Raw genomic sequence first — 23979 nt, forward strand, 5'->3', positions numbered from 1 at the left:
ATGATTTAGCCCCAGATTGTTGGGGCTTTTTTATGGCAGAATCGATCCATCCCTCTCATTTAACAAGGATATGTTGTGAACGGTGAATTGTTATGGGTTCTCTCATTGCTGGCGATTGCCGTCGTCTTGTTTGTTACTGGCAGAGTGCGTATGGACGCGGTCGCTTTGCTGGTCATCATTGCCTTTGTTCTGAGCGGAACATTGAGCATCACAGAAGCCTTTTCCGGATTCAGCGATCCTAACGTTATTTTGATTGCGGCATTATTCATTATCGGCGACGGCCTGGTGCGTACCGGGGTGGCGACGGTAATGGGTGCCTGGCTGGTGAAGGTGGCTGGCAGCAGTGAAGTCAAAATGCTGGTGTTGCTGATGATTACCGTTGCCGGGCTCGGGGCGTTTATGAGTTCGACCGGCGTGGTCGCCATCTTTATCCCGGTGGTCTTAAGCGTTTCCATGCGCATGGAAATTTCCCCTTCACGCCTGATGATGCCGCTGAGCTTTGCCGGCCTGATAAGCGGCATGATGACGCTGGTGGCGACGCCGCCGAACTTGGTCGTCAACAGTGAACTGTTACGTGAAGGACTTAACGGGTTCAGCTTTTTTAGCGTTACCCCGCTGGGGCTGGTGGTTCTGGTTCTCGGCATAATTTATATGCTGCTGATGCGCTTTATGCTCAAGGGGGAAGATTCCAGGCAGCCGGGAGACGGCTGGAAACGCCGGACCTTTCGCGATCTGATTAAAGAATATCGCCTGACCGGGCGCGCGCGTCGGCTGGCGATTCGTCCCGGTTCTCCTATGATTGGCCAGCGTCTGGATGATCTGAAGTTGCGTGAGCGCTACGGGGCAAACGTGATTGGCGTGGAACGCTGGCGTCGCTTTCGTCGCGTAATAGTCGACGTTAACGGGGTTTCTGAGTTTCGCGCCCGTGACGTATTGCTGATTGATATGTCCGCGGCCGATGTCGACCTGCGTGAATTTTGCAGTGAACAGTTTCTGGAACCAATGGTACTGCGCGGCGAATACTTCTCCGAGCAGGCGCTTGATGTGGGGATGGCCGAGATCTCTCTGATCCCTGAATCGGAATTGATCGGCAAAACGGTACGGGAAATCGCTTTTCGTACCCGCTACGGGCTGAATGTCGTTGGGCTGAAGCGCGATGGTGCGGCTCTGGCTGGAGCGGTGGTGGATGAGCCATTGCTGATGGGCGATATCATATTAGTGGTGGGCAACTGGAAGCTCATCACACTGTTGGGACAAAAAGGGCGTGATTTTGTCGTGCTGAATATGCCCGAGGAAGTCAGTGAAGCTTCTCCGGCGCACAGCCAGGCACCGCATGCGATTTTCTGTCTGGTGCTGATGGTCGCTCTGATGCTCACTGATGAAATTCCCAATACGGTGGCTGCGATCATCGCCTGTCTACTGATGGGGAAATTTCGCTGTATTGATGCCGAAAGTGCCTATAAAGCGATTCACTGGCCAAGCATTATTTTGATTGTCGGGATGATGCCCTTCGCGCTGGCTTTACAAAAAACCGGCGGTGTCGACTTGGTGGTGAAAGGGCTGATGGATGTCGGTGGCGGGTATGGCCCGTATGTGATGTTGGGCTGCCTGTTCGTGCTGTGTGCGACTATCGGGCTATTTATCTCCAACACCGCGACGGCGGTGCTGATGGCGCCAATCGCGCTGGCGGCTGCAAAGTCGATGGGCGTTTCACCGTATCCTTTTGCGATGGGGATTGCGATGGCAGCATCCGCAGCCTTTATGACACCTGTCTCTTCCCCGGTAAACACTCTGGTGCTCGGACCTGGCAACTACAGCTTTAGCGATTTCGTGAAGATTGGCGTACCGTTTACCATCATTGTGATGGCGGTGTGCGTGGTGATGATCCCGATGCTGTTTCCGTTTTGATTTTGTTGGCGGATGGCGACGGAGATATCTTCGCCGCCACCGGGTCATGCGTTTATAGCGGAGAATCCTGGCTGATTTCATCTAATGAGAGGTGAAAACTCGGGACAAACACGTCCATAAAGTAGTCCATCTCTTCGCTGCGTCGCGACTCCAGCGTTTTTTCCAGACGCGTCTTGGCAAGCAGAAATTCGTTATTACCGGCAGAGAGTTCCTCCAGACACTTCAGATACGCGCACAGGGCATCGGCCTGTTTAACAATCGATCTCTCTTCTTCACTTAAGGCATGTTCATCAATGAGCGGCGCAAAAATATCGCGCAGTTCATCAGGTACCATATCGACCAGTTTTTGCTGGGCAATTTTCTCTATCGCTTTATATTCCTGCGCAATCTGCGAGTTGAAATATTTCACCGGGGTAGGGAGATCACCGGTCAGCACTTCTGACGCATCGTGATACATCGCCAACAGAGCAATACGCTCAGCATTAACCTGACCACCAAATTTGCGGTTTTTGATCGCGGCCAGCGCATGGGCAACCATGGCAACTTGCAGACTGTGTTCAGACACGTTTTCGGTGCGCACGTTGCGCATCAGCGGCCAGCGATTAATGAGCTTCAGACGGGAGAGGTGGGCAAAAAAATGGCTCTGCTTCATAACGACCCTTATATGATGGCAACCTAAGAGTCATTTTGCGCAGAGAAGGCTGTCAGATGCAAATACTCGTCATTCATCCGACAGCCTTTGTTTAATTACAGCTGGTGATACCCTGACAGGAAACGCTCAAATTTACTCAGCGACATTTCAATATCGTCAATACGCGGCAGCGTGACGATGCGGAAATGATCCGGCCACGGCCAGTTGAACGCTGTTCCCTGAACCAGCAGTACTTTTTCCTGCAGCAGGAAGTCGAGCACCATCTTCTGGTCGTCATGAATGTTGAAGCGTTTAGCATCAATTTTCGGGAACATATACAGCGCGCCGCGCGGTTTTACGCAGGAGACACCAGGAATGTCATTGAGCAGTTCCCAGGCGCGGTTGCGTTGTTCATACAGACGCCCACCAGGCATGATAAATTCGCTTATGCTCTGGTATCCGCCCAGTGCGGTCTGAATGGCATGTTGCGCCGGAACGTTGGCACACAGGCGCATAGAGGCCAGCATCTCAAGACCTTCAATATACCCTTTAGCATGTTTCTTCGGCCCGTTCAGCACCATCCAGCCCTGACGGAAACCGGCAACGCGATAGGTTTTTGACAGGCCATTGAAGGTGATGGTCAGCAGGTCCGGCGCCATTGCAGCGATGGAGTGGTGCTCAGCGTCGTCGTAGAGAATTTTGTCGTAAATCTCATCCGCAAAGATGATGAGGTTGTTCTGGCGAGCAATCTCAACAATCTCCATCAGCAGCTCTTTAGAGTATACAGCGCCGGTTGGGTTGTTTGGGTTGATGATGACGATCCCACGCGTACGCGGCGTGATTTTGGCGCGGATATCATCCAGGTCCGGGAACCAGTCTGATGATTCGTCACACAGGTAGTGCACGGCATTACCGCCGGAGAGCGATACCGCCGCCGTCCACAGCGGATAATCAGGAGCGGGAACCAGCATTTCGTCCCCACTGTTCAGCAATGCCTGCATAGCCTGCACAATTAATTCAGAAACGCCGTTGCCGATATAAATATCTTCCACGGTTACGTCGCGCATACCACGGGCCTGGTAATGCTGCATAATCGCTTTACGGGCGGAATAAAGGCCTTTGGAGTCGCAATATCCTTGCGCTGTTGGCAAATTTCGGATCACATCCACCAGTATTTCATCTGGCGCTTCAAACCCGAATGGCGCCGGGTTGCCGATGTTCAGTTTCAGAACCTTATTGCCTTCTTCTTCCAGGCGCTTTGCTTCCTTCAGAACCGGGCCGCGAATGTCATAACAGACGTTTTCTAATTTGCTGGATTTTTCAATGGGGGACATGAACGTTGACCTTTTTAGCTGTGAATGCCACTCCCTGCCATGGAAGTCAGCCCAGCACAATGTACTCCCACGGCGGTGAGTTTTGAAGGGTCTTTAGTAGAAGATTTTGAAAAGCTATGAAGTGATAATTAACTGTTAACAACTAAATAATGTAAATATTATGAGATAATAATCTATCTAGATGTGTTTTGTTGGTAGTATGTTTTGTTTTATTGGTTTGGTTGTGGTGAATTGTTTGGTCAAAAAAAGTTAAGCCTGTAAAGCGAAATGTCACGGGTGTCTAAGCTGGATGAGGTAATTCGAAAATACTGAGGTTCTAACTGCGGGACCTGTTATCGGCCTGATCCGTACGTGATACGGTGTGAATTCATTGTTAAGCATAATTAATGAATTGAAGAATTCTTAATTAATTATTATTTAATATTTAAACGACATTAAATTGGATGGGCCAATAATAGGAAAACCGATGCTCTGACATAACACCTGGTAGCCTGGAATTATTCACGATAACACTTATAAATATAGTGGTTTTAGGTTAAGATAAGTCTCATGAAATGGTAAGTAGTCTGAATTTTAAGATAATTCAAATGTTTGTTGGTTGTTCCTAACACACTGAAAAGTTAGTTTTTAATGTGTAAATTATTGTTCGTTAACTTTTTTTTAAATTTACAAAATTTACATGTTTTCCCTAAGTCAGAATCATCCAGCAGCTAAAAATTCGGCTCTTTCTCGTTGCTATATTCCGATGAATATCACGGGAATTAAAATAGCCAGGAAAGAGAATTGTTTCGTTTGTTAAACCAAATACATCCTTATTTTCACTTGGTTACACTAAGCGAAACTGCGAGGGAGGCACATTACAAATGGAGTTGTTTGATTCCAAATGCACAGCATTAACCCGGTATGACCCGCGAGTAAGTGAAAAACTATGATAAATGCAAATCGTCCGATAATTAACCTCGACCTCGATCTGCTGAGAACCTTCGTTGCTGTTGCCGACCTGAATACCTTTGCGGCTGCGGCAGCTGCGGTATGTCGAACTCAGTCTGCGGTGAGTCAGCAAATGCAGCGTCTTGAGCAACTCGTGGGGAAAGAGTTGTTCGCGCGCCATGGACGCAACAAACTACTGACCGAACATGGTATACAACTGTTGGGTTACGCCAGAAAAATACTGCGCTTTAATGATGAGGCATGCTCATCATTAATGTTTAATAATCTTCAGGGAGTGTTAACTATCGGTGCTTCTGATGAATCTGCCGATACCATACTGCCTTTCCTGCTCAACCGGATAAGTTCGGTTTATCCGAAGCTTGCGCTGGATGTGAGGGTCAAGCGTAACGCCTACATGGTGGATATGCTGAAGTCGCAAGAAGTGGACTTGGTTGTGACTACCAACCGTCCTGGCGATTTTGAATGTCTGAATCTGCGTACCTCGCCAACGCATTGGTACTGTGCTGCCGAATATATTTTGCAAAAAGGTGAGCCAGTACCGTTGGTTCTGCTGGACGATCCGAGCCCGTTTCGCGATATCGTGCTGGCGACATTAAATGCTGCTCAGATCCCGTGGCGTCTGGCTTATGTTGCTTCAACATTACCTGCGGTTCGCGCGGCGGTAAAAGCAGGGCTCGGCGTCACTGCGCGGCCTGTTGAAATGATGAGTCCGGATTTACGCGTACTGGGCGCCGCCGACGGATTACCGCCATTGCCTGATACTGAGTATTTGTTGTGCTGCGATCCGTCCACGCAAAATGAGTTGGCAGAAGTTATCTTTAAGTCGATGCAAACGTATCAAAATCCTTGGCAATACAATCAGTTTACCCCGGAAGGGGGAGATGACTCGCTGATTGTTGAAGGCGACTTTGAGTAATCCGTCACAAAAAATCGTTTTAAAATGTTAGTGTAAAAAAGAGCCTCTGGTGATGAAAAAACATCCAGCGGCTCTTTTTTTATGTAAATATTGCCGCTTTATGTCATTTGCTATACTAAAACTTAACAAAATCAGAAGGTAAAAAAACGGCCTGACACTTGGCTGAAAAATAAGCAGCAGCGTTACTAATTGTTTCCATGTTAAAAAACTAGAGAAATTGTTGCTGTTTTTTATGGTGAATTAACAAAAGCGTGTCACAGATCAAGAAAATACTCCCATTTAGGGGGAGGCATCTGGGTGAATTCCTGTCAAAATAGGTGAGTATTATCTTTTTTACTTCACTACGGACACGATTCAACAACATTAAAAATGACCGATGATGCGATCGAAATTGGTCTAAATAGCACTTTATGTTAATGAAGTTGGAGCGGTGTAAAATAATGTGAGGAAACTTTTGTTAAAGTTGACAAAAGGTTATAGAAAGGAGTAAAAAACCCCATCAATTAGCTGTATAAAATGGTTTTTCACAGTGATTGTAAGGTTTTTTTTATTCCTCCCCATGAATCGATGTGGCGTTCATCTGCCGAAAAGAGCAGAGAATTTGGCGCTACTTTTGATGAGTAAGCAATGAGTATGTCAACATCCACTGAAATCATCGCTCATCACTGGGCATTCGCTATCTTTCTTATTGTTGCCATTGGCCTGTGCTGCCTGATGCTCGTCGGCGGCTGGTTTTTAGGTGGTCGCGCGCGCGCGAGATCTAAAAACGTGCCGTTTGAATCAGGTATCGACTCGGTCGGCACCGCCCGCTTGCGCCTGTCTGCCAAGTTTTATCTGGTAGCCATGTTCTTCGTTATCTTCGACGTTGAAGCGCTGTATCTGTTCGCATGGTCAACTTCTATCCGTGAAAGCGGCTGGATTGGCTTTGTGGAAGCTGCAATTTTTATTTTTGTGTTACTGGCAGGTCTGGTTTATCTGGTGCGTATTGGCGCGCTGGACTGGACGCCCGCGCGTTCACGCCGCGAGCGTATGAACCCGGAAACGAACAGTATCGCTAATCGTCAACGCTAACCGCGAGGCATTAAGATGGATTATACGCTCACCCGCATAGATCCTAACGGTGAGAACGACCGTTACCCCCTGCAAAAACAGGAGATCGTAACCGACCCCCTGGAGCAAGAAGTTAACAAAAACGTGTTCATGGGCAAGCTGCATGACATGGTTAACTGGGGCCGTAAAAACTCAATTTGGCCATATAACTTTGGCCTTTCCTGCTGCTACGTTGAGATGGTGACCTCGTTTACCGCCGTGCACGATGTGGCCCGTTTTGGTGCGGAAGTACTGCGTGCATCGCCGCGTCAGGCTGACTTGATGGTCGTAGCCGGAACCTGCTTTACCAAAATGGCGCCGGTTATTCAGCGCCTCTACGATCAGATGCTGGAACCGAAATGGGTTATTTCCATGGGCGCATGCGCCAACTCCGGCGGTATGTACGACATCTATTCTGTGGTGCAGGGCGTTGATAAATTTATTCCGGTCGATGTGTACATCCCGGGATGCCCGCCGCGTCCGGAAGCGTATATGCAGGCTCTGATGCTGCTGCAAGATTCCATTGGCAAAGAACGCCGTCCGCTCTCCTGGGTGGTTGGCGATCAGGGCGTTTATCGCGCCAATATGCAGTCAGAACGCGAGCGTAAACGCGGCGAACGTATTGCTGTAACGAATCTTCGTACACCAGACGAGATTTAATTTGCGCCTGTCGGCAGCAGCACTTCCTTCGCTTATCACTACATAAATAGCGCGAAGCACTGCCGACCACCACGGACCATTTGCAATGGTGAACAATATGACCGACTTAACCGCGCAAGACGCTGTATGGCAAACACGGGATCACCTTGATGACCCGGTCATTGGCGAACTGCGCAACCGTTTTGGGCCGGATGCCTTTACCGTTCAGGCGACTCGCACCGGGGTACCTGTTGTTTGGGTCAAGCGTGAACAATTACTGGAAGTTGGCGATTTCTTAAAGAGACTGCCGAAACCATACGTCATGCTGTTTGACTTACACGGCATGGACGAACGTCTGCGTACGCACCGCGAAGGGTTACCTGCCGCGGATTTTTCCGTTTTCTATCACCTGATCTCCATTGAACGCAATCGCGATATCATGCTCAAGGTGGCATTGTCTGAAAACGACCTGCGCGTACCGACGTTCACCAAACTGTTCCCGAACGCCAACTGGTATGAGCGTGAAACCTGGGAAATGTTTGGCATCGACATTGAAGGTCACCCGCACCTGACGCGTCTGCTGATGCCGCATACCTGGGAAGGTCATCCGCTGCGTAAAGACTACCCGGCGCGTGCGACCGAATTCGATCCGTTTGAGCTGACTAAAGCCAAACAGGATCTGGAAATGGAATCACTGACCTTCAAACCAGAAGAATGGGGCATGAAGCGTAGTTCCGAAAACGAGGACTTCATGTTCCTCAACCTCGGTCCTAACCACCCGTCTTCTCACGGTGCGTTCCGTATTGTGCTGCAGCTTGATGGCGAAGAAATCGTCGACTGCGTGCCTGACATCGGCTACCACCACCGTGGCGCTGAAAAGATGGGTGAACGTCAGTCCTGGCATAGCTACATTCCGTACACCGACCGTATCGAGTACCTCGGCGGCTGCGTTAACGAAATGCCTTACGTACTGGCCGTTGAGAAACTGGCTGGCATCACCACGCCGGATCGCGTCAACGTGATTCGCGTTATGTTGTCTGAACTGTTCCGTATCAACAGCCATCTGCTGTACATCTCCACGTTCATCCAGGACGTCGGCGCGATGACGCCGGTCTTCTTCGCCTTTACCGACCGTCAGAAAATCTATGACGTAGTGGAAGCGATCACCGGTTTCCGTATGCACCCGGCCTGGTTCCGTATCGGCGGTGTGGCACACGATCTGCCGCGCGGTTGGGACAAACTGCTGCGTGACTTCCTCGACTGGATGCCAAAACGTCTGGATTCCTACGAGAAAGCCGCACTGCGTAACACCATCCTGAAAGGCCGTTCGCAGGGCGTTGCCGCTTATGGTAAGAAAGAAGCGCTGGACTGGGGTTGTACCGGTGCTGCGCTGCGTGCGACCGGTATTGATTTTGACGTGCGTAAAGCGCGTCCATACTCTGGCTACGAAAACTTTGACTTTGAAGTCCCGGTTGGCGGCGGCGTGTCCGACTGCTATACCCGCGTGATGCTGAAAGTTGAAGAGCTGCGCCAGAGTCTGCGCATCCTTGAGCAGTGCCTCAACAACATGCCGGAAGGCCCGTTCAAAGCGGATCACCCGCTGACTACGCCGCCGCCGAAAGAGCGCACGTTGCAACATATCGAAACCCTGATCACCCACTTCCTGCAAGTTTCGTGGGGACCGGTTATGCCGGCAAACGAGTCCTTCCAGATGGTGGAAGCGACCAAGGGTATTAACAGTTACTACCTGACCAGCGATGGCAGCACCATGAGTTACCGTACCCGTATCCGTACCCCGAGCTATGCGCACCTGCAGCAGATCCCGGTAGCGGTACGTGGCAGCCTGGTGTCCGACCTTATCGTCCACCTGGGTAGTATCGATTTTGTTATGTCAGATGTGGACCGCTAATTATGCACGAGAATCAACAACCACAAACCGAGGCTTTTGAGCTGAGTGCGGCTGAGCGTGAAGCGATTGAGCACGAGAAGCACCACTACGAAGACCCGCGTGCGGCGTCCATTGAAGCGCTGAAAATCGTTCAGAAACAGCGTGGCTGGGTGCCGGATGGGGCGATCTATGCGATCGCTGATGTGCTGGGGATCCCGGCAAGCGACGTAGAAGGTGTTGCCACGTTCTATAGCCAGATCTTCCGCCAGCCGGTAGGTCGCCACGTGATCCGCTATTGCGACAGCGTGGTGTGCCATATCAACGGCTATCAGGGGATCCAGGCTGCGCTTGAGAAAAAACTCAACATCAAGCCGGGGCAGACGACCTTTGACGGTCGTTTTACGCTGCTCCCGACCTGTTGCCTGGGGAACTGCGATAAAGGGCCGAACATGATGATCGATGAGGATACTCATGCTCACCTGACCCCGGAAGGCATTCCCGAACTGCTGGAGCGGTATAAATGAAAGACATTATCCGTACTCCCGAAACGCATCCGCTGACCTGGCGTCTGCGTGATGACAAACAGCCGGTCTGGCTGGACGAATACCGTAGCAAGAACGGCTACGAAGGTGCACGTAAGGCCCTGACCGGGCTGTCACCGGACGAAATCGTTAATCAGGTAAAAGACGCTGGCCTGAAAGGGCGCGGCGGTGCGGGCTTTTCCACCGGTCTGAAGTGGAGCCTGATGCCGAAAGACGAATCCATGAACATCCGTTACCTGCTGTGTAACGCCGATGAAATGGAGCCGGGTACCTATAAAGACCGTCTGCTGATGGAACAGCTGCCGCACCTGCTGGTAGAAGGCATGCTGATCTCCGCGTTTGCGCTGAAAGCGTACCGTGGTTACATCTTCCTGCGTGGTGAATATATCGAAGCGGCTGTGCATCTGCGTCGCGCGATTGCCGAAGCAACCGAAGCCGGCTTGCTTGGCAAAAACATCATGGGCACCGGTTTCGACTTCGAACTGTTTGTCCACACCGGGGCAGGGCGCTATATCTGCGGTGAAGAGACGGCGCTGATTAACTCCCTTGAAGGTCGTCGTGCTAACCCACGTTCCAAGCCGCCGTTCCCGGCAAGCTCTGGCGCTTGGGGTAAGCCGACCTGCGTTAACAACGTCGAAACCCTGTGTAACGTACCAGCTATCCTCGCGAACGGCGTGGAGTGGTACCAGAACATTTCGCAGAGCAAAGACGCGGGCACCAAGCTGATGGGCTTCTCCGGTCGCGTGAAGAACCCTGGCCTGTGGGAACTGCCTTTCGGTACTACCGCGCGCGAGATCCTCGAAGATTACGCGGGCGGCATGCGTGATGGCCTGAAATTCAAAGCCTGGCAGCCGGGCGGCGCGGGTACTGACTTCCTGACTGAAGCGCACCTCGATCTGCCGATGGAATTCGAAAGCATTGGTAAAGCCGGTAGCCGTTTGGGCACCGCGCTGGCAATGGCCGTCGATCACGAGATTGGCATGGTTCCTCTGGTGCGTAACCTCGAAGAGTTCTTTGCCCGCGAGTCCTGCGGCTGGTGTACGCCGTGCCGTGACGGTCTGCCGTGGAGTGTGAAAATTCTGCGCGCGCTGGAGCGTGGCGAAGGCCAGCCTGGGGATATCGAGACGCTTGAGCAACTGTGTCGTTTCCTCGGCCCGGGTAAAACCTTCTGTGCACACGCACCGGGTGCGGTGGAGCCGCTGCAGAGCGCCATTAAATATTTCCGCGAAGAATTCGAAGCTGGCATCAAGCAGTCCTTCAGCAATACCCATCAGATTGGTGGTATTCAGCCGAACCTGCTGAAAGAGCGCTGGTAATAGCAGGGTAACCCTGAATCGCGATCAGAAATTCGATTAACGCTCGGTTTTAGACCGAGCCAACTGGAAGCATGCTGACTATGGCTACGATTCATGTAGACGGCAAAGAATATGAGGTCAACGGAGCGGACAACCTGCTGGAAGCTTGTCTGTCTCTCGGCCTTGATATTCCGTACTTTTGCTGGCACCCGGCGCTGGGAAGCGTCGGTGCTTGCCGCCAGTGTGCGGTGAAGCAATATCAAAACGCGGAAGACACGCGTGGTCGCCTGGTGATGTCTTGTATGACACCGGCCACCGAAGGCACCTTTATTTCAATTGATGACGAAGAAGCGAAGCAGTTTCGCGAAAGCGTAGTGGAGTGGTTGATGACTAACCACCCGCACGACTGTCCGGTCTGTGAAGAGGGCGGTAACTGCCACCTTCAGGATATGACCGTCATGACCGGTCATAGCTTCCGTCGCTACCGCTTCACGAAGCGTACTCACCGCAACCAGGACCTGGGGCCGTTCATCTCTCACGAAATGAACCGCTGCATCGCCTGCTATCGCTGCGTACGTTACTACAAAGATTACGCCGATGGCGCGGATCTGGGCGTCTATGGCGCACATGACAACGTCTACTTTGGTCGTCCGGAAGACGGTACGCTCGAAAGCGAATTCTCCGGTAACCTGGTGGAAATTTGCCCGACCGGCGTCTTCACCGATAAAACGCACTCCGAGCGTTATAACCGTAAATGGGACATGCAGTTTGCGCCGAGCATCTGCCAGCAGTGTTCTATTGGTTGTAACATCAGCCCGGGCGAGCGCTACGGTGAACTGCGTCGTATCGAAAACCGCTACAACGGTACCGTTAACCACTACTTCCTCTGCGACCGTGGTCGTTTTGGCTATGGTTACGTGAACCTGAAAGACCGTCCACGCCAGCCGGTACAGCGTCGTGGCGATGACCTGATCACGCTGAATGCCGAACAGGCGATGCAGGGCGCGGCAGATATTCTGCGTCAGTCGAAGAAAGTGATTGGTATCGGCTCCCCGCGTGCCAGCGTTGAAAGTAACTTCGCGCTGCGTGAACTGGTCGGTGCGGATAACTTCTATACCGGTATTGCCCAGGGCGAGCAGGAACGTCTGCAACTGGCTCTGAGCGTGCTGCGTGACGGCGGTATTCATACCCCGGCACTGCGCGAAATCGAGTCATACGATGCGGTTCTGGTCCTGGGCGAAGATGTCACCCAAACCGGCGCGCGCGTTGCGCTGGCAGTGCGTCAGGCGGTGAAAGGTAAAGCGCGTGAAATGGCGGCGGCGCAGAAAGTGGCCGACTGGCAGATTGCGGCAATCCTCAACATCGGCCAGCGCGCCAAGCACCCGCTGTTCGTTACCAACGTCGATAACACCCGTCTGGATGATATCGCGGCATGGACCTACCGTGCGCCGGTTGAAGATCAGGCGCGTTTAGGTTTCGCGATCGCCCATGCGCTGGATAACAACGCACCGGCGGTTGACGGTATCGACCGTGACCTGCAGAACAAAATTGACGTCATCGTTCAGGCTCTGGCCGGGGCGAAGAAACCACTGATTATTTCCGGTACCAACGCCGGTAGCGCCGACGTGATTCAGGCTGCTGCCAACGTGGCGAAGGCGCTGAAAGGCCGTGGCGCAGACGTCGGGATCACCATGATTGCTCGCTCTGTCAACAGTATGGGGCTGGGTATGATTGGCGGTGGTTCCCTCGACGACGCGCTGACCGAACTGGAAACAGGTCGTGCTGACGCCGTTGTGGTGTTGGAAAATGACCTGCATCGCCATGCTTCAGCAACGCGTGTGAACGCCGCGCTGGCGAAAGCGCCGCTGGTACTGGTCGTTGACCATCAGCGCACGGCTATTATGGAAAACGCCCATCTGGTGCTTTCCGCCGCTAGCTTCGCTGAAAGCGATGGTACGGTAATTAACAACGAAGGGCGCGCCCAGCGTTTCTTCCAGGTCTATGACCCATCCTACTACGACAGCAACACCGTAATGCTGGAAAGCTGGCGCTGGCTGCACTCGCTGCACAGTACCGTGCAGAGTCGTGAAGTGGACTGGACGCAGCTCGACCATGTTATCGACGCGGTCGTTGAGAAGTTACCGCAGTTGGCGGGTATTAAAGATGCCGCGCCGGATGCAAGCTTCCGTATCCGTGGACAGAAACTGGCACGTGAACCGCACCGCTACAGTGGTCGTACCGCAATGCGCGCCAACATCAGCGTCCACGAACCGCGTCAGCCGCAGGACAAAGACACCATGTTCGCTTTCTCCATGGAAGGGAACAACCAGCCGTCTGCGCCGCGTTCACAAATTCCGTTTGCCTGGGCTCCGGGCTGGAACTCCCCACAGGCGTGGAACAAGTTCCAGGATGAAGTGGGCGGTAAACTGCGTCATGGCGATCCGGGCGTGCGTCTGATCGAAGCTTCTGCAGATGGTCTGGATTACTTCACAACCGTTCCGGCGAGCTTCCAGGCTCAGGATGGTCAGTGGCGTGTCGCGCCTTACTATCATCTGTTTGGTAGTGACGAAATGTCCCAGCGTGCGCCTGTCTTCCAGACCCGTATGCCGCAACCGTACATCAAACTCAACCCGGCTGATGCCGCGAAGTTGGGTGTTAATGCCGGTACGCGCGTTTCTTTCAGCTACGATGGCAACACGGTTACGCTGCCGGTTGAAATCGCTGAAGGATTAACGGCAGGGCAGGTTGGTTTGCCAATGGGTATGCCTGGCATCGCGCCGGTTCTGGCTGGTGCACGTCTTGAGGATCTGCAGGAGGCACAACAATGAGTTGGATTACACCCGATCTGATTGAGATCCTGCTGAGCGTTCTCAAAGCGGTCGTGATTCTGCTGGTGGTGGTCACCTGCGGGGCATTCATGAGCTTTGGCGAACGTCGTCTGCTCGGTCTGTTCCAGAACCGTTACGGACCGAACCGTGTTGGCTGGGGCGGTTCGCTCCAGCTGGTTGCGGACATGATCAAGATGTTCTTTAAAGAAGACTGGATCCCGAAATTCTCGGATCGCGTCATCTTTACCCTGGCACCGATGATCGCCTTCACCTCGCTGCTGCTGGCTTTCGCCATCGTGCCGGTGAGTCCGAACTGGGTGGTTGCTGACCTGAACATCGGGATCCTGTTCTTCCTGATGATGGCTGGCCTCGCGGTATACGCGGTGCTGTTCGCAGGCTGGTCCAGTAACAACAAATACTCGCTGCTCGGTGCGATGCGTGCGTCTGCGCAGACGCTGAGCTACGAAGTATTCCTCGGACTTTCCCTGATGGGCGTGGTGGCGCAGGCCGGTTCATTTAACATGACCGACATCGTCAACAACCAGGCTGATATCTGGAACGTTATTCCGCAGTTCTTTGGTTTTGTCACCTTTGCCATCGCGGGCGTGGCGGTGTGTCACCGTCACCCGTTTGACCAGCCAGAAGCCGAGCAGGAACTGGCCGACGGTTACCACATTGAATACTCCGGTATGAAATTCGGTCTGTTCTTCGTGGGTGAGTACATCGGCATCGTCACCATTTCTGCACTGATGGTTACCCTGTTCTTCGGTGGCTGGCATGGTCCGTTCTTACCGCCATTCGTCTGGTTCGCGCTGAAAACCGCGTTCTTCATGATGATGTTCATTTTGATTCGTGCGTCGTTACCGCGTCCTCGTTATGACCAGGTAATGTCCTTCGGCTGGAAAGTCTGTCTGCCGCTGACGCTCGTCAACTTGCTGGTAACGGCGGCTGTCATTCTCTGGCAGGCGCAATAAGGGACACAAAGACCATGACCTTAAAAGAATTGTTAGTAGGTTTCGGCACCCAGGTACGCAGTATCTGGATGATCGGCCTGCATGCGTTCGCGAAACGCGAAACGCAGATGTACCCGGAAGAGCCGGTCTATCTACCGCCCCGTTTTCGTGGTCGTATCGTTCTGACCCGTGACCCGGACGGCGAAGAGCGCTGCGTTGCCTGTAACCTGTGTGCGGTAGCGTGTCCGGTAGGCTGTATCTCTTTGCAAAAAGCAGAGACCAAAGACGGCCGCTGGTATCCGGAGTTTTTCCGCATTAACTTCTCACGCTGCATTTTCTGCGGCCTGTGCGAAGAAGCCTGTCCGACAACGGCTATTCAGCTGACTCCAGATTTCGAGCTGGGTGAGTACAAGCGCCAGGACCTGGTTTACGAGAAAGAGGATCTGCTGATCTCCGGTCCGGGTAAATACCCGGAATATAACTTCTACCGGATGGCAGGTATGGCAATCGACGGCAAAGATAAGGGCGAAGCAGAGAACGAAGCCAAGCCTATCGACGTCAAGAGCCTGTTACCGTAAGGAGAGGGGCAATGGAGTTCGCTTTTTATATCTGTGGCCTGATAGCCATTCTCGCAACCTTGCGGGTGATCACCCACACCAATCCGGTACACGCACTGCTGTACCTGATTATTTCGCTGCTGGCGATTTCCGGGGTGTTCTTCTCGTTAGGTGCTTACTTCGCGGGGGCGCTGGAAATAATCGTCTACGCGGGCGCCATCATGGTGTTGTTCGTGTTCGTGGTCATGATGCTCAACCTCGGTGGTTCTGAAATTGAACAGGAACGCCAGTGGCTGAAACCGCAGGTGTGGATTGGACCGGCGATTCTGTCGGCCATCATGCTGGCGGTTATTGTTTATGCCATTCTGGGTGTTAACGATCAGGGCATCGACGGGACGCCAATTAGCGCTAAAGCTGTCGGTATTTCCCTGTTCGGACCGTATGTACTGGCGGTCGAGCTGGCTTCGATGCTGCTGCTGGCAGGTCTGGTTGTAGCCTTCCACGTAGGGCGCGAAGAGCGTTCTGGTGAAGTGCTGAGCAATCGCACCGATGACCGCGCGAAAAGAAAAACGGAGGAGCACGCATGATCCCTTTACAACATGGACTGATCCTCGCGGCTGTCTTATTCGTACTGGGCTTAACCGGTCTGGTTATCCGCCGCAATCTGCTGTTTATGCTGATCGGGCTGGAAATCATGATTAACGCCTCCGCGCTGGCCTTCGTGGTCGCCGGAAGCTACTGGGGCCAGACCGATGGTCAGGTGATGTATATTCTCGCCATCAGCCTTGCGGCTGCGGAAGCGAGCATTGGACTTGCGCTGTTGCTGCAACTTCATCGCCGTCGCCAGAACCTGAACATCGATTCAGTAAGTGAGATGCGTGGATGAACATGCTTGCCTTAACCATTATTCTGCCATTTATTGGCTTTGTATTACTGGCGTTCTCTCGCGGTCGTTGGTCAGAAAATCTGTCCGCGACCGTGGGCGTCGGGTCGATTGGCCTGGCGGCGCTGGTGACCGCGTTTGTTGGCGTTGACTTCTTTGCTAATGGTCAACAGGCCTACAGCCAGCCGCTGTGGACGTGGATGTCTGTCGGTGACTTCAATATCGGTTTTAATCTGGTGCTGGACGGCCTGTCGCTGACCATGCTCAGTGTGGTGACCGGTGTGGGTTTCCTGATCCACATGTTCGCCTCCTGGTATATGCGCGGTGAAGAGGGATACTCCCGTTTCTTCGCCTACACCAACCTGTTTATCGCCAGCATGGTGGTTCTGGTACTGGCGGATAACCTGCTGCTGATGTACCTCGGCTGGGAAGGCGTGGGCCTGTGCTCCTATCTGCTGATCGGTTTCTATTACACCGATCCGAAGAATGGCGCTGCGGCAATGAAAGCCTTCGTCGTGACCCGTGTGGGTGACGTGTTCCTCGCCTTCGCATTGTTTATCCTTTACAACGAGCTGGGCACGCTGAACTTCCGCGAAATGGTGGAACTGGCACCTGCTCACTTTGCAGATGGTAACAACATGCTGATGTGGGCAACCCTGATGCTGCTGGGCGGTGCGGTGGGTAAATCCGCGCAGCTGCCGTTGCAGACATGGCTTGCTGACGCGATGGCAGGTCCGACGCCTGTCTCCGCGTTGATCCACGCCGCGACGATGGTTACCGCCGGTGTCTATCTGATTGCACGTACCCACGGCCTGTTCCTGATGACGCCGGAAATCCTGCATCTGGTGGGGATTATCGGGGCTATCACTCTGGTACTGGCTGGTTTTGCCGCGCTGGTACAGACCGACATTAAACGCGTTCTCGCATACTCCACCATGAGCCAGATTGGTTATATGTTCCTGGCTCTCGGGGTTCAGGCGTGGGACGCGGCGATTTTCCACCTGATGACGCACGCGTTCTTTAAAGCGCTGCTGTTCCTGGCATCCGGCTCGGTTATCCTGGCCTGTCACCACGAACAGAACATCTTCAAGATGGGCGGCCTGCGTAAGTCCATTCCGCTGGTGTATATCTGCTTCCTGATCGGTGGCGCGGCGCTGTCGGCTCTGCCGCTGATTACCGCAGGCTTCTTCAGTAAGGATGAGATTCTGGCCGGTGCGATGGCGAACGGTCATATTAATCTGATGGTTGCAGGTCTGGTCGGTGCGTTCATGACCTCTCTGTACACCTTCCGTATGATTTTCATCGTGTTCCACGGTAAAGAGCAAATTCACGCTCACGCAGGGAAGGGGATTACACATCATCTGCCGCTGATTGTGCTGATGATCCTGTCCACCTTCGTTGGCGCACTGATTGTGCCACCGCTGCAGGGTGTACTGCCTGCGACGACCGAGCTTGAGCATGGTCGCGTGATGACCCTGGAAATTACCTCCGGTATCGTCGCGATTGCAGGCATTCTGATCGCTGCATGGCTGTGGCTGGGTAAACGTACTCTGGTGACGTCGATTGCCAACAGTGCGCCAGGCCGTCTGCTGGGTACCTGGTGGTATAACGCCTGGGGCTTCGACTGGCTGTACGACAAAGTGTTCGTCAAGCCGTTCCTGGGCGTTGCATGGCTGCTGAAACGCGATCCGCTGAACGCAATGATGAACATTCCGGCGATCCTTTCCCGCTTTGCAGGTAAAGGCCTGTTGTTAAGCGAGAACGGCTATCTGCGTTGGTATGTAGCATCAATGAGCATCGGCGCCGTCGTTGTGCTGGCTCTGTTGATGGTACTGCGTTGATCGTAAAGTGAATTTTATCCAAATTCGTTGAAAATCAGGCCTCTATTAGGGGCCTTAAAAAGGAATAAAAATCGCCATGTTACTACCCTGGCTAATATTGATTCCCTTTATCGGTGGCTTCCTGTGCTGGCAGACCGAACGCTTTGGCGTGAAGGTGCCGCGTTGGATCGCGCTGATTACCATGGGACTGACGCTGGCGCTTGGCCTGCAACTTTGGTTGCAGGGCGGCTATTCACTGACGCAATCCACTGGCATTCCGCAGTGGCAGTCTGAGTTTGTCCTGCCGTGGATCCCACGCTTTGGCATCTCGATTCATCTTGCTATCGACGGTCTGTCGCTGCTGATGGTGGTGCTGACCGGCCTGCTCGGTGTTCTGGCGGTACTTTGCTCCTGGAATGAAATCGAAAAATACCAGGGCTTTTTCCACCTGAACCTGATGTGGATCTTAGGCGGCGTAATCGGCGTGTTCCTTGCCATCGACATGTTCCTGTTCTTCTTCTTCTGGGAAATGATGCTGGTGCCGATGTACTTCCTGATCGCGCTATGGGGGCATAAAGCCTCTGACGGTAAAACGCGTATCACGGCAGCAACCAAGTTCTTCATTTATACCCAGGCGAGTGGTCTGGTGATGTTGATTGCCATCCTGGCGCTGGTGTTTGTGCACTACAAAGCGACCGGCGTGTGGACTTTCAACTATGAAGAATTACTGAATACTCCGATGTCCCACGGCGTGGAATACCTGCTGATGTTGGGCTTCTTCATCGCTTTCGCGGTGAAAATGCCGGTGGTTCCGCTGCACGGCTGGTTGCCGGATGCTCACTCCCAGGCACCGACCGCAGGTTCCGTTGACCTGGCAGGTATCTTGCTGAAAACCGCAGCCTACGGTCTGCTGCGCTTCTCCCTGCCGCTGTTCCCGAATGCGTCAGCGGAGTTTGCACCTATCGCAATGTGGCTTGGCGTCATCGGCATCTTCTACGGCGCGTGGATGGCCTTTAATCAGTACGACATCAAACGTCTGATTGCTTACACCTCCGTATCCCACATGGGCTTCGTTCTGATTGCTATCTACACCGGCAGCCAGCTGGCATACCAGGGTGCGGTGATTCAGATGATCGCGCACGGCCTGTCCGCAGCCGGTCTGTTCATCCTGTGTGGTCAGCTGTACGAACGTCTGCACACGCGTGATATGCGTATGATGGGCGGCCTGTGGGGCAAAATGAAATGGTTGCCTGCGCTGTCAATGTTCTTTGCAGTGTGTACGCTGGGTATGCCGGGTACAGGTAACTTCGTTGGCGAATTTATGATTCTGTTCGGCAGCTACCAGGTGGTTCCGGTTATTACCGTGATCTCGACATTTGGTCTGGTGTTTGCTTCTGTTTACTCGCTGGCGATGCTGCATCGCGCTTACTTTGGTAAGGCGAAGAGCCAGATTGCCAGTGTTGAACTGCCAGGGATGTCGCTGCGTGAGCTGTTTATCATCCTGTTGCTGGTCGTGCTTCTGGTACTGCTTGGCTTCTATCCGCAGCCGATTCTGGATACCTCGCATTCTGCGATGAGCAACATCCAGCAGTGGTTTGTTAATTCCGTTACTACTACAAGGCCGTAAATCGCCATGACAATAACTCCACAACACCTGATTGCGCTGCTACCGCTGCTGATCGTCGGCTTGACGGTGGTGGTTGTGATGCTCTCCATTGCGTGGCGACGCAATCACTTCCTCAATGCCACGCTGTCGGTCATTGGGCTTAACGCCGCACTGGTTTCGCTCTGGTTTGTTGGCCAGGCGGGCGCTATGGACGTCACCCCGCTGATGCGGGTTGACGGTTTCGCCATGCTCTACACCGGGCTGGTGCTGCTGGCGAGTCTTGCCACCTGTACCTTCGCTTACCCGTGGCTGGAAGGCTACGACGACAACCGGGAAGAGTTCTATCTGCTGGTGCTGATTGCCGCGCTCGGCGGTATTCTGCTGGCTAACGCTAACCATCTGGCGGCGCTGTTCCTTGGTATTGAGCTTATCTCTCTGCCGCTGTTTGGTCTGGTTGGCTATGCGTTCCGTCAGAAGCGTTCGCTGGAAGCCAGTATCAAATACACCATTCTGTCTGCCGCAGCGTCTTCCTTCCTGCTGTTTGGTATGGCGCTGGTGTACGCGCAGTCTGGCAACCTGTCGTTTGTCGCGCTCGGTAAGAGCCTCGGCGACGGTATGCTGCAAGAACCGCTGCTGCTGGCGGGCTTCGGTCTGATGATTGTTGGCCTCGGCTTTAAACTCTCACTGGTTCCATTCCACCTGTGGACGCCAGACGTATACCAGGGCGCTCCGGCTCCGGTTTCCACCTTCCTGGCGACGGCGAGCAAAATCGCTATCTTCGGCGTGGTGATGCGTCTGTTCTTGTACGCACCGGTAGGTGATAGCGAAGCGGTACGGATCGTGCTGGGTGTGATTGCCTTTGCTTCCATTATCTTCGGTAACCTGATGGCGCTGAGCCAGACCAACATCAAACGTCTGCTTGGTTACTCTTCTATCTCTCACCTCGGTTACCTGCTGGTGGCGCTGATTGCCCTGCAGAGCGGCGAGATGTCGATGGAAGCGGTTGGCGTTTACCTGGCCGGTTATCTGTTCAGCAGCCTCGGTGCTTTCGGTGTGGTCAGCCTGATGTCCAGCCCGTACCGCGGTCCGGATGCAGACTCTCTGTTCTCCTACCGTGGTCTGTTCTGGCATCGTCCAATCCTCGCGGCGGTGATGACGGTGATGATGCTGTCTCTGGCGGGTATTCCGATGACGCTGGGCTTTATCGGTAAGTTCTACGTACTGGCGGTGGGTGTGCAGGCTAATCTGTGGTGGCTGGTTGCCGCCGTGGTGGTGGGTTCCGCGATTGGTTTGTACTACTACCTGCGCGTTGCCGTGAGCCTGTACCTGAGCGCACCGCAGCAGCTGAATCGCGATGCGCCGTCCAACTGGCAGTACAGCGCGGGCGGTATCGTGGTGCTGATTTCTGCCCTGCTGGTACTGGTGCTGGGTATCTACCCGCAACCGTTGATCAGCATCGTGCAGTTAGCGGCTCCGCTGATGTAATTCGTCATGCTGTGATCGAAAAAGAGTCTGGACAATGTCCAGACTCTTTTTTTTACCTGTCTATACTCGTCATACTTCAAGTTGCTGGGGTGTCAGGCCGAAAGTTGACGGCTCACCAGCGGGCCGCTGATGCCTTTCGCTGTGCGATCCATCACTTCCTGAATGACTGAAGACAGCTCATTGACTTCGAATTTGGCCACGTAACCATCTGCTTTCACTCGGCGTACGTGATCTTCATTGGCGCTACCGGAAAGTGAGGAGTGGATAACGACCGGGATCTTCTTCAGGCGTTCGTCGGTTTTTATCTTACGGGTAAGCGTAAAACCGTCCATCTCCGGCATTTCCAGATCGGTGAGCACCAGCGCAATCTTCTCGCTGATTGGTTTACCTTCCGCTTCTGCTTCTTCAGATAGCTGTTGTATCTTTTCCCACGCATCCTGGCCCGTCACATGCATCAAGTGTGGAATCTCCATGGCGTTAAGCCCTTTTTCCAGCATCGCGCGAGCCACTTTGGAATCATCAGCCACAATCGCCACCGCACCCGGCGTAATGTTGAACTTATTGGTTTTCAGCTCTGTTGCGCGCAGGTCGTGGTTCGACGGTACAATATCGTACAGGATCTGTTCGACATCGAGCACCAGCGCCAGATTGTTAGTCTCTTTGTTGTCGTCCAGACAGGCGATACTGGTAATGTAGCGACCATTGACGGCTTTCTCGGCGGTATGCACCTGTTGCCAGTCCAGACGCATAATGTTTTCTACCGACTCCACCGCAAACGCCTGAACGCTGCGGGCATATTCCGTGATCAACAGGATGTTGAGTCCGGTCTCTGGCTTACAGCCCGCGACGGCAGGCAGATCAATCACCGGGATCACCTGATCGCGAATGTTAACCATACCCAGCAACGGGGCTTTCATACCTGCGGGACGCGTAAAGGTCGGCATCGGTACGATTTCACGCAGTTTGAATACGTTGATGCCAAACAGTTCTGATTTCTGCTCCTCGACGGATTTGCCAAGGCGAAACAGCAGCAGTTCAAAACGGTTAGACAGGGTTAGGTTTGTCCTGTCATCAATATCTTTCTGGAAATTGTTCATCCTGTCCTCAGTGTGAAAGCCAGCCTTTCCACTGTTATCGGCACTGAGGCGGAAAAATGGAGCATTAAACGGTGAAAATGGCGAAATCGTGAGCCAGTTCAGTGTCTGGAAATATCGCTTTGCACTCTTCGAGTAACCGCTGACAGCCTTTTTCATCGTAGCGTGAGCTAACGTGGGTCATGATCAGGCGTCTCACTCCGGCCTCAAGCGCCAGCTGGGCGGCTTGTCGGGTCGAGCTGTGACCGCGGCTGTTGGCTTTTTCCTCCATTGAGGAGTCCAGTGTGGTTTCATGTACCATCACATCCACACCGCGTGCCAGTTCAATGGCGGACGCGCAAGGTCCTGTGTCGCCGAAAATAGCCACAGATTTTCCTCTGGTGGCAGGGCCGAGAAAATCGGCACCGTTAATCGCTCGACCATCCTCCAGCACGATGGTTTTCCCGGCTTTCAAATCCTGGAACCACGGGCCCGCTTTAACACCAGCCGTCTTCAAGGCGCTGGCGTCAAGTGCCCCCGGTTTGTCGTGCTCTTCAACACGAAAACCGTAGCACTCCAGCGGATGCACCAGCGGGTATGCCGTTACTTTACGCAGGCCGTCATCAACAATTTCACCCGCGGTGATTTCGACAATATCCAGCGGATAATCGGTCCAGGAGCCGCTCAAACGCAAAGCCGTTTCGGTAAACTCTCTCAATCCCTTTGGTCCGTAAAGCGTCAGTGGCTGGACGTTCCCGGCCATTGAGCGACTGCACAGCAGCCCCGGTAAACCAAACAGGTGATCGCCGTGTAGATGGCTGATAAAAATACGTTCGAGTTTTCCTGGGTTAAATGGCGTGGTCAGCATCTGATGCTGCGTTCCTTCACCACAATCGAAAAGCCACAGCCCCGCCTGAGTCGGGTGTTGCAGATTAAGTAAAATTGCCGTTACATTGCGTGAGCGCGTGGGGACTCCCGCAGACGTGCCTAAAAATAGTAATTCCATCTTCGCGTTACACTTTTCGCCATCAATAAGGCAGGGTGTTCAGGTTATCACAACAAAGGGGCAGACTATGATTCACTGGCAAGATCTCCACCATGCAAAGCTCAATACACAGCAGCTGTACGCCATTCTTGAGCTTCGCTGTGCGGTATTTGTTGTTGAGCAACGGTGTCCGTATCAGGATGTGGATGGTGATGACCTGAGTGGTGAAAATCGGCACATTCTGGGTTGGCATAACGATGAACTGGTGGCGTATGCGAGGATTCTGAAAAGCGATGATGAGCTTGAGCCGGTCGTCATTGGGCGGGTGATCGTAAGCGAAGCGCTGCGGGGTGAAAAATTGGGGCAACAGCTAATGACTCAGACGCTGGCCTCCTGTACGCAGCATTGGCCGCACAAGGCGCTGTATCTGGGGGCGCAGGCACATTTGCAATCATTCTATGCGCGCTTTGGCTTTGTGCCGGTCACGGATATCTATGACGAAGACGGTATTCCACACGTCGGAATGGCGCGGGAAGCACATCAGGCGTAAACAGGCGCAAACACGCCTGATTGTCTATAGTTAGCGGGTACGTCAA

At 53.2% G+C, this 23979-nt stretch carries 20 protein-coding genes; 16 read left to right on the forward strand and 4 right to left on the reverse strand.

Going from position 1 to position 23979, the window contains the following annotated elements:
• The first annotated feature begins 75 nt into the window (after positions 1 to 75).
• Complete coding sequence (locus OGV75_RS20450) at positions 76 to 1908, forward strand: SLC13 family permease (protein WP_286481115.1); 1833 nt, start codon at positions 76 to 78, stop codon at positions 1906 to 1908.
• A gap of 52 nt (positions 1909 to 1960) precedes the next feature.
• Here the strand turns inward: OGV75_RS20450 and yfbR are convergent, their stop codons facing one another.
• Entirely contained in the window at positions 1961 to 2560 is a 600-nt protein-coding gene (gene yfbR, locus OGV75_RS20455; RefSeq protein WP_003028083.1) for a 5'-deoxynucleotidase, read from the reverse strand.
• Positions 2561 to 2655: 95 nt separating this feature from the next.
• A complete protein-coding gene (gene alaA / locus OGV75_RS20460; RefSeq protein WP_005129483.1) occupies positions 2656 to 3873 on the reverse strand; it encodes an alanine transaminase AlaA in 1218 nt (405 codons plus the stop codon).
• A 928-nt stretch (positions 3874 to 4801) separates the two neighbouring features.
• Here alaA and lrhA point away from each other — a divergent pair.
• The 14 genes from lrhA to nuoN all read left to right on the forward strand — a co-directional run bounded on the left by lrhA (position 4802) and on the right by nuoN (position 21325).
• Positions 4802 to 5740, forward strand: a complete 939-nt coding sequence (gene lrhA, locus OGV75_RS20465) for a transcriptional regulator LrhA (RefSeq protein WP_016153838.1) — start codon at positions 4802 to 4804, stop codon at positions 5738 to 5740.
• Between the two features lie 627 nt (positions 5741 to 6367).
• Positions 6368 to 6811: an NADH-quinone oxidoreductase subunit NuoA gene (gene nuoA, locus OGV75_RS20470; protein ID WP_003028077.1), complete on the forward strand. Its 444-nt coding sequence runs from the start codon at positions 6368 to 6370 to the stop codon at positions 6809 to 6811.
• A 15-nt stretch (positions 6812 to 6826) separates the two neighbouring features.
• Positions 6827 to 7489, forward strand: a complete 663-nt coding sequence (gene nuoB / locus OGV75_RS20475; RefSeq protein ID WP_003028075.1) for an NADH-quinone oxidoreductase subunit NuoB — start codon at positions 6827 to 6829, stop codon at positions 7487 to 7489.
• A gap of 85 nt (positions 7490 to 7574) precedes the next feature.
• Positions 7575 to 9377, forward strand: a complete 1803-nt coding sequence (nuoC, locus tag OGV75_RS20480; RefSeq protein ID WP_016153837.1) for an NADH-quinone oxidoreductase subunit C/D — start codon at positions 7575 to 7577, stop codon at positions 9375 to 9377.
• Positions 9378 to 9379: 2 nt separating this feature from the next.
• Positions 9380 to 9880 (forward strand): NADH-quinone oxidoreductase subunit NuoE, encoded by a 501-nt coding sequence (gene nuoE / locus OGV75_RS20485; protein WP_003028069.1) that lies wholly within the window; start codon positions 9380 to 9382, stop codon positions 9878 to 9880.
• Complete coding sequence (gene nuoF / locus OGV75_RS20490; RefSeq protein ID WP_016153836.1) at positions 9877 to 11214, forward strand: NADH-quinone oxidoreductase subunit NuoF; 1338 nt, start codon at positions 9877 to 9879, stop codon at positions 11212 to 11214. Before nuoE ends, nuoF begins: the two co-directional genes overlap by 4 nt.
• Positions 11215 to 11294: 80 nt before the next feature.
• Positions 11295 to 14021, forward strand: coding sequence for an NADH-quinone oxidoreductase subunit NuoG (gene nuoG, locus OGV75_RS20495; protein ID WP_032931989.1), 2727 nt, complete (start codon positions 11295 to 11297; stop codon positions 14019 to 14021).
• Positions 14018 to 14995, forward strand: coding sequence for an NADH-quinone oxidoreductase subunit NuoH (gene nuoH / locus OGV75_RS20500; RefSeq protein WP_016153834.1), 978 nt, complete (start codon positions 14018 to 14020; stop codon positions 14993 to 14995). The genes nuoG and nuoH overlap by 4 nt, the downstream gene beginning before the upstream one ends.
• Before the next feature lie 14 nt (positions 14996 to 15009).
• Positions 15010 to 15552, forward strand: coding sequence for an NADH-quinone oxidoreductase subunit NuoI (gene nuoI, locus OGV75_RS20505; RefSeq protein ID WP_005129470.1), 543 nt, complete (start codon positions 15010 to 15012; stop codon positions 15550 to 15552).
• An 11-nt stretch (positions 15553 to 15563) separates the two neighbouring features.
• Entirely contained in the window at positions 15564 to 16118 is a 555-nt protein-coding gene (gene nuoJ / locus OGV75_RS20510) for an NADH-quinone oxidoreductase subunit J (protein ID WP_016153833.1), read from the forward strand.
• Complete coding sequence (gene nuoK / locus OGV75_RS20515) at positions 16115 to 16417, forward strand: NADH-quinone oxidoreductase subunit NuoK (RefSeq protein ID WP_006683663.1); 303 nt, start codon at positions 16115 to 16117, stop codon at positions 16415 to 16417. Before nuoJ ends, nuoK begins: the two co-directional genes overlap by 4 nt.
• Complete coding sequence (gene nuoL, locus OGV75_RS20520; RefSeq protein WP_047359225.1) at positions 16414 to 18255, forward strand: NADH-quinone oxidoreductase subunit L; 1842 nt, start codon at positions 16414 to 16416, stop codon at positions 18253 to 18255. Before nuoK ends, nuoL begins: the two co-directional genes overlap by 4 nt.
• 76 nt (positions 18256 to 18331) lie before the next feature.
• Entirely contained in the window at positions 18332 to 19861 is a 1530-nt protein-coding gene (gene nuoM / locus OGV75_RS20525; RefSeq protein WP_016153831.1) for an NADH-quinone oxidoreductase subunit M, read from the forward strand.
• Between the two features lie 6 nt (positions 19862 to 19867).
• Positions 19868 to 21325: an NADH-quinone oxidoreductase subunit NuoN gene (gene nuoN, locus OGV75_RS20530; protein ID WP_016153830.1), complete on the forward strand. Its 1458-nt coding sequence runs from the start codon at positions 19868 to 19870 to the stop codon at positions 21323 to 21325.
• Positions 21326 to 21417: 92 nt separating this feature from the next.
• Here nuoN and OGV75_RS20535 read toward each other — a convergent pair whose 3' ends face one another.
• Positions 21418 to 22422 carry a chemotaxis protein gene (locus tag OGV75_RS20535; RefSeq protein ID WP_016157041.1) on the reverse strand — a complete coding sequence of 335 codons (1005 nt, stop codon included), beginning with the start codon at positions 22420 to 22422 and terminating at the stop codon, positions 21418 to 21420.
• 64 nt (positions 22423 to 22486) lie between these two features.
• A complete protein-coding gene (gene rbn, locus OGV75_RS20540) occupies positions 22487 to 23404 on the reverse strand; it encodes a ribonuclease BN (protein WP_046275929.1) in 918 nt (305 codons plus the stop codon).
• Positions 23405 to 23471: 67 nt separating this feature from the next.
• Here rbn and OGV75_RS20545 point away from each other — a divergent pair, with 67 nt between their 5' ends.
• Positions 23472 to 23933 (forward strand): GNAT family N-acetyltransferase, encoded by a 462-nt coding sequence (locus OGV75_RS20545; protein ID WP_016153827.1) that lies wholly within the window; start codon positions 23472 to 23474, stop codon positions 23931 to 23933.
• Positions 23934 to 23979 lie beyond the last annotated feature (46 nt).

The organism is Citrobacter sp. Cb028, assembly GCF_030336705.1.
GTDB lineage: Bacteria > Pseudomonadota > Gammaproteobacteria > Enterobacterales > Enterobacteriaceae > Citrobacter > Citrobacter braakii.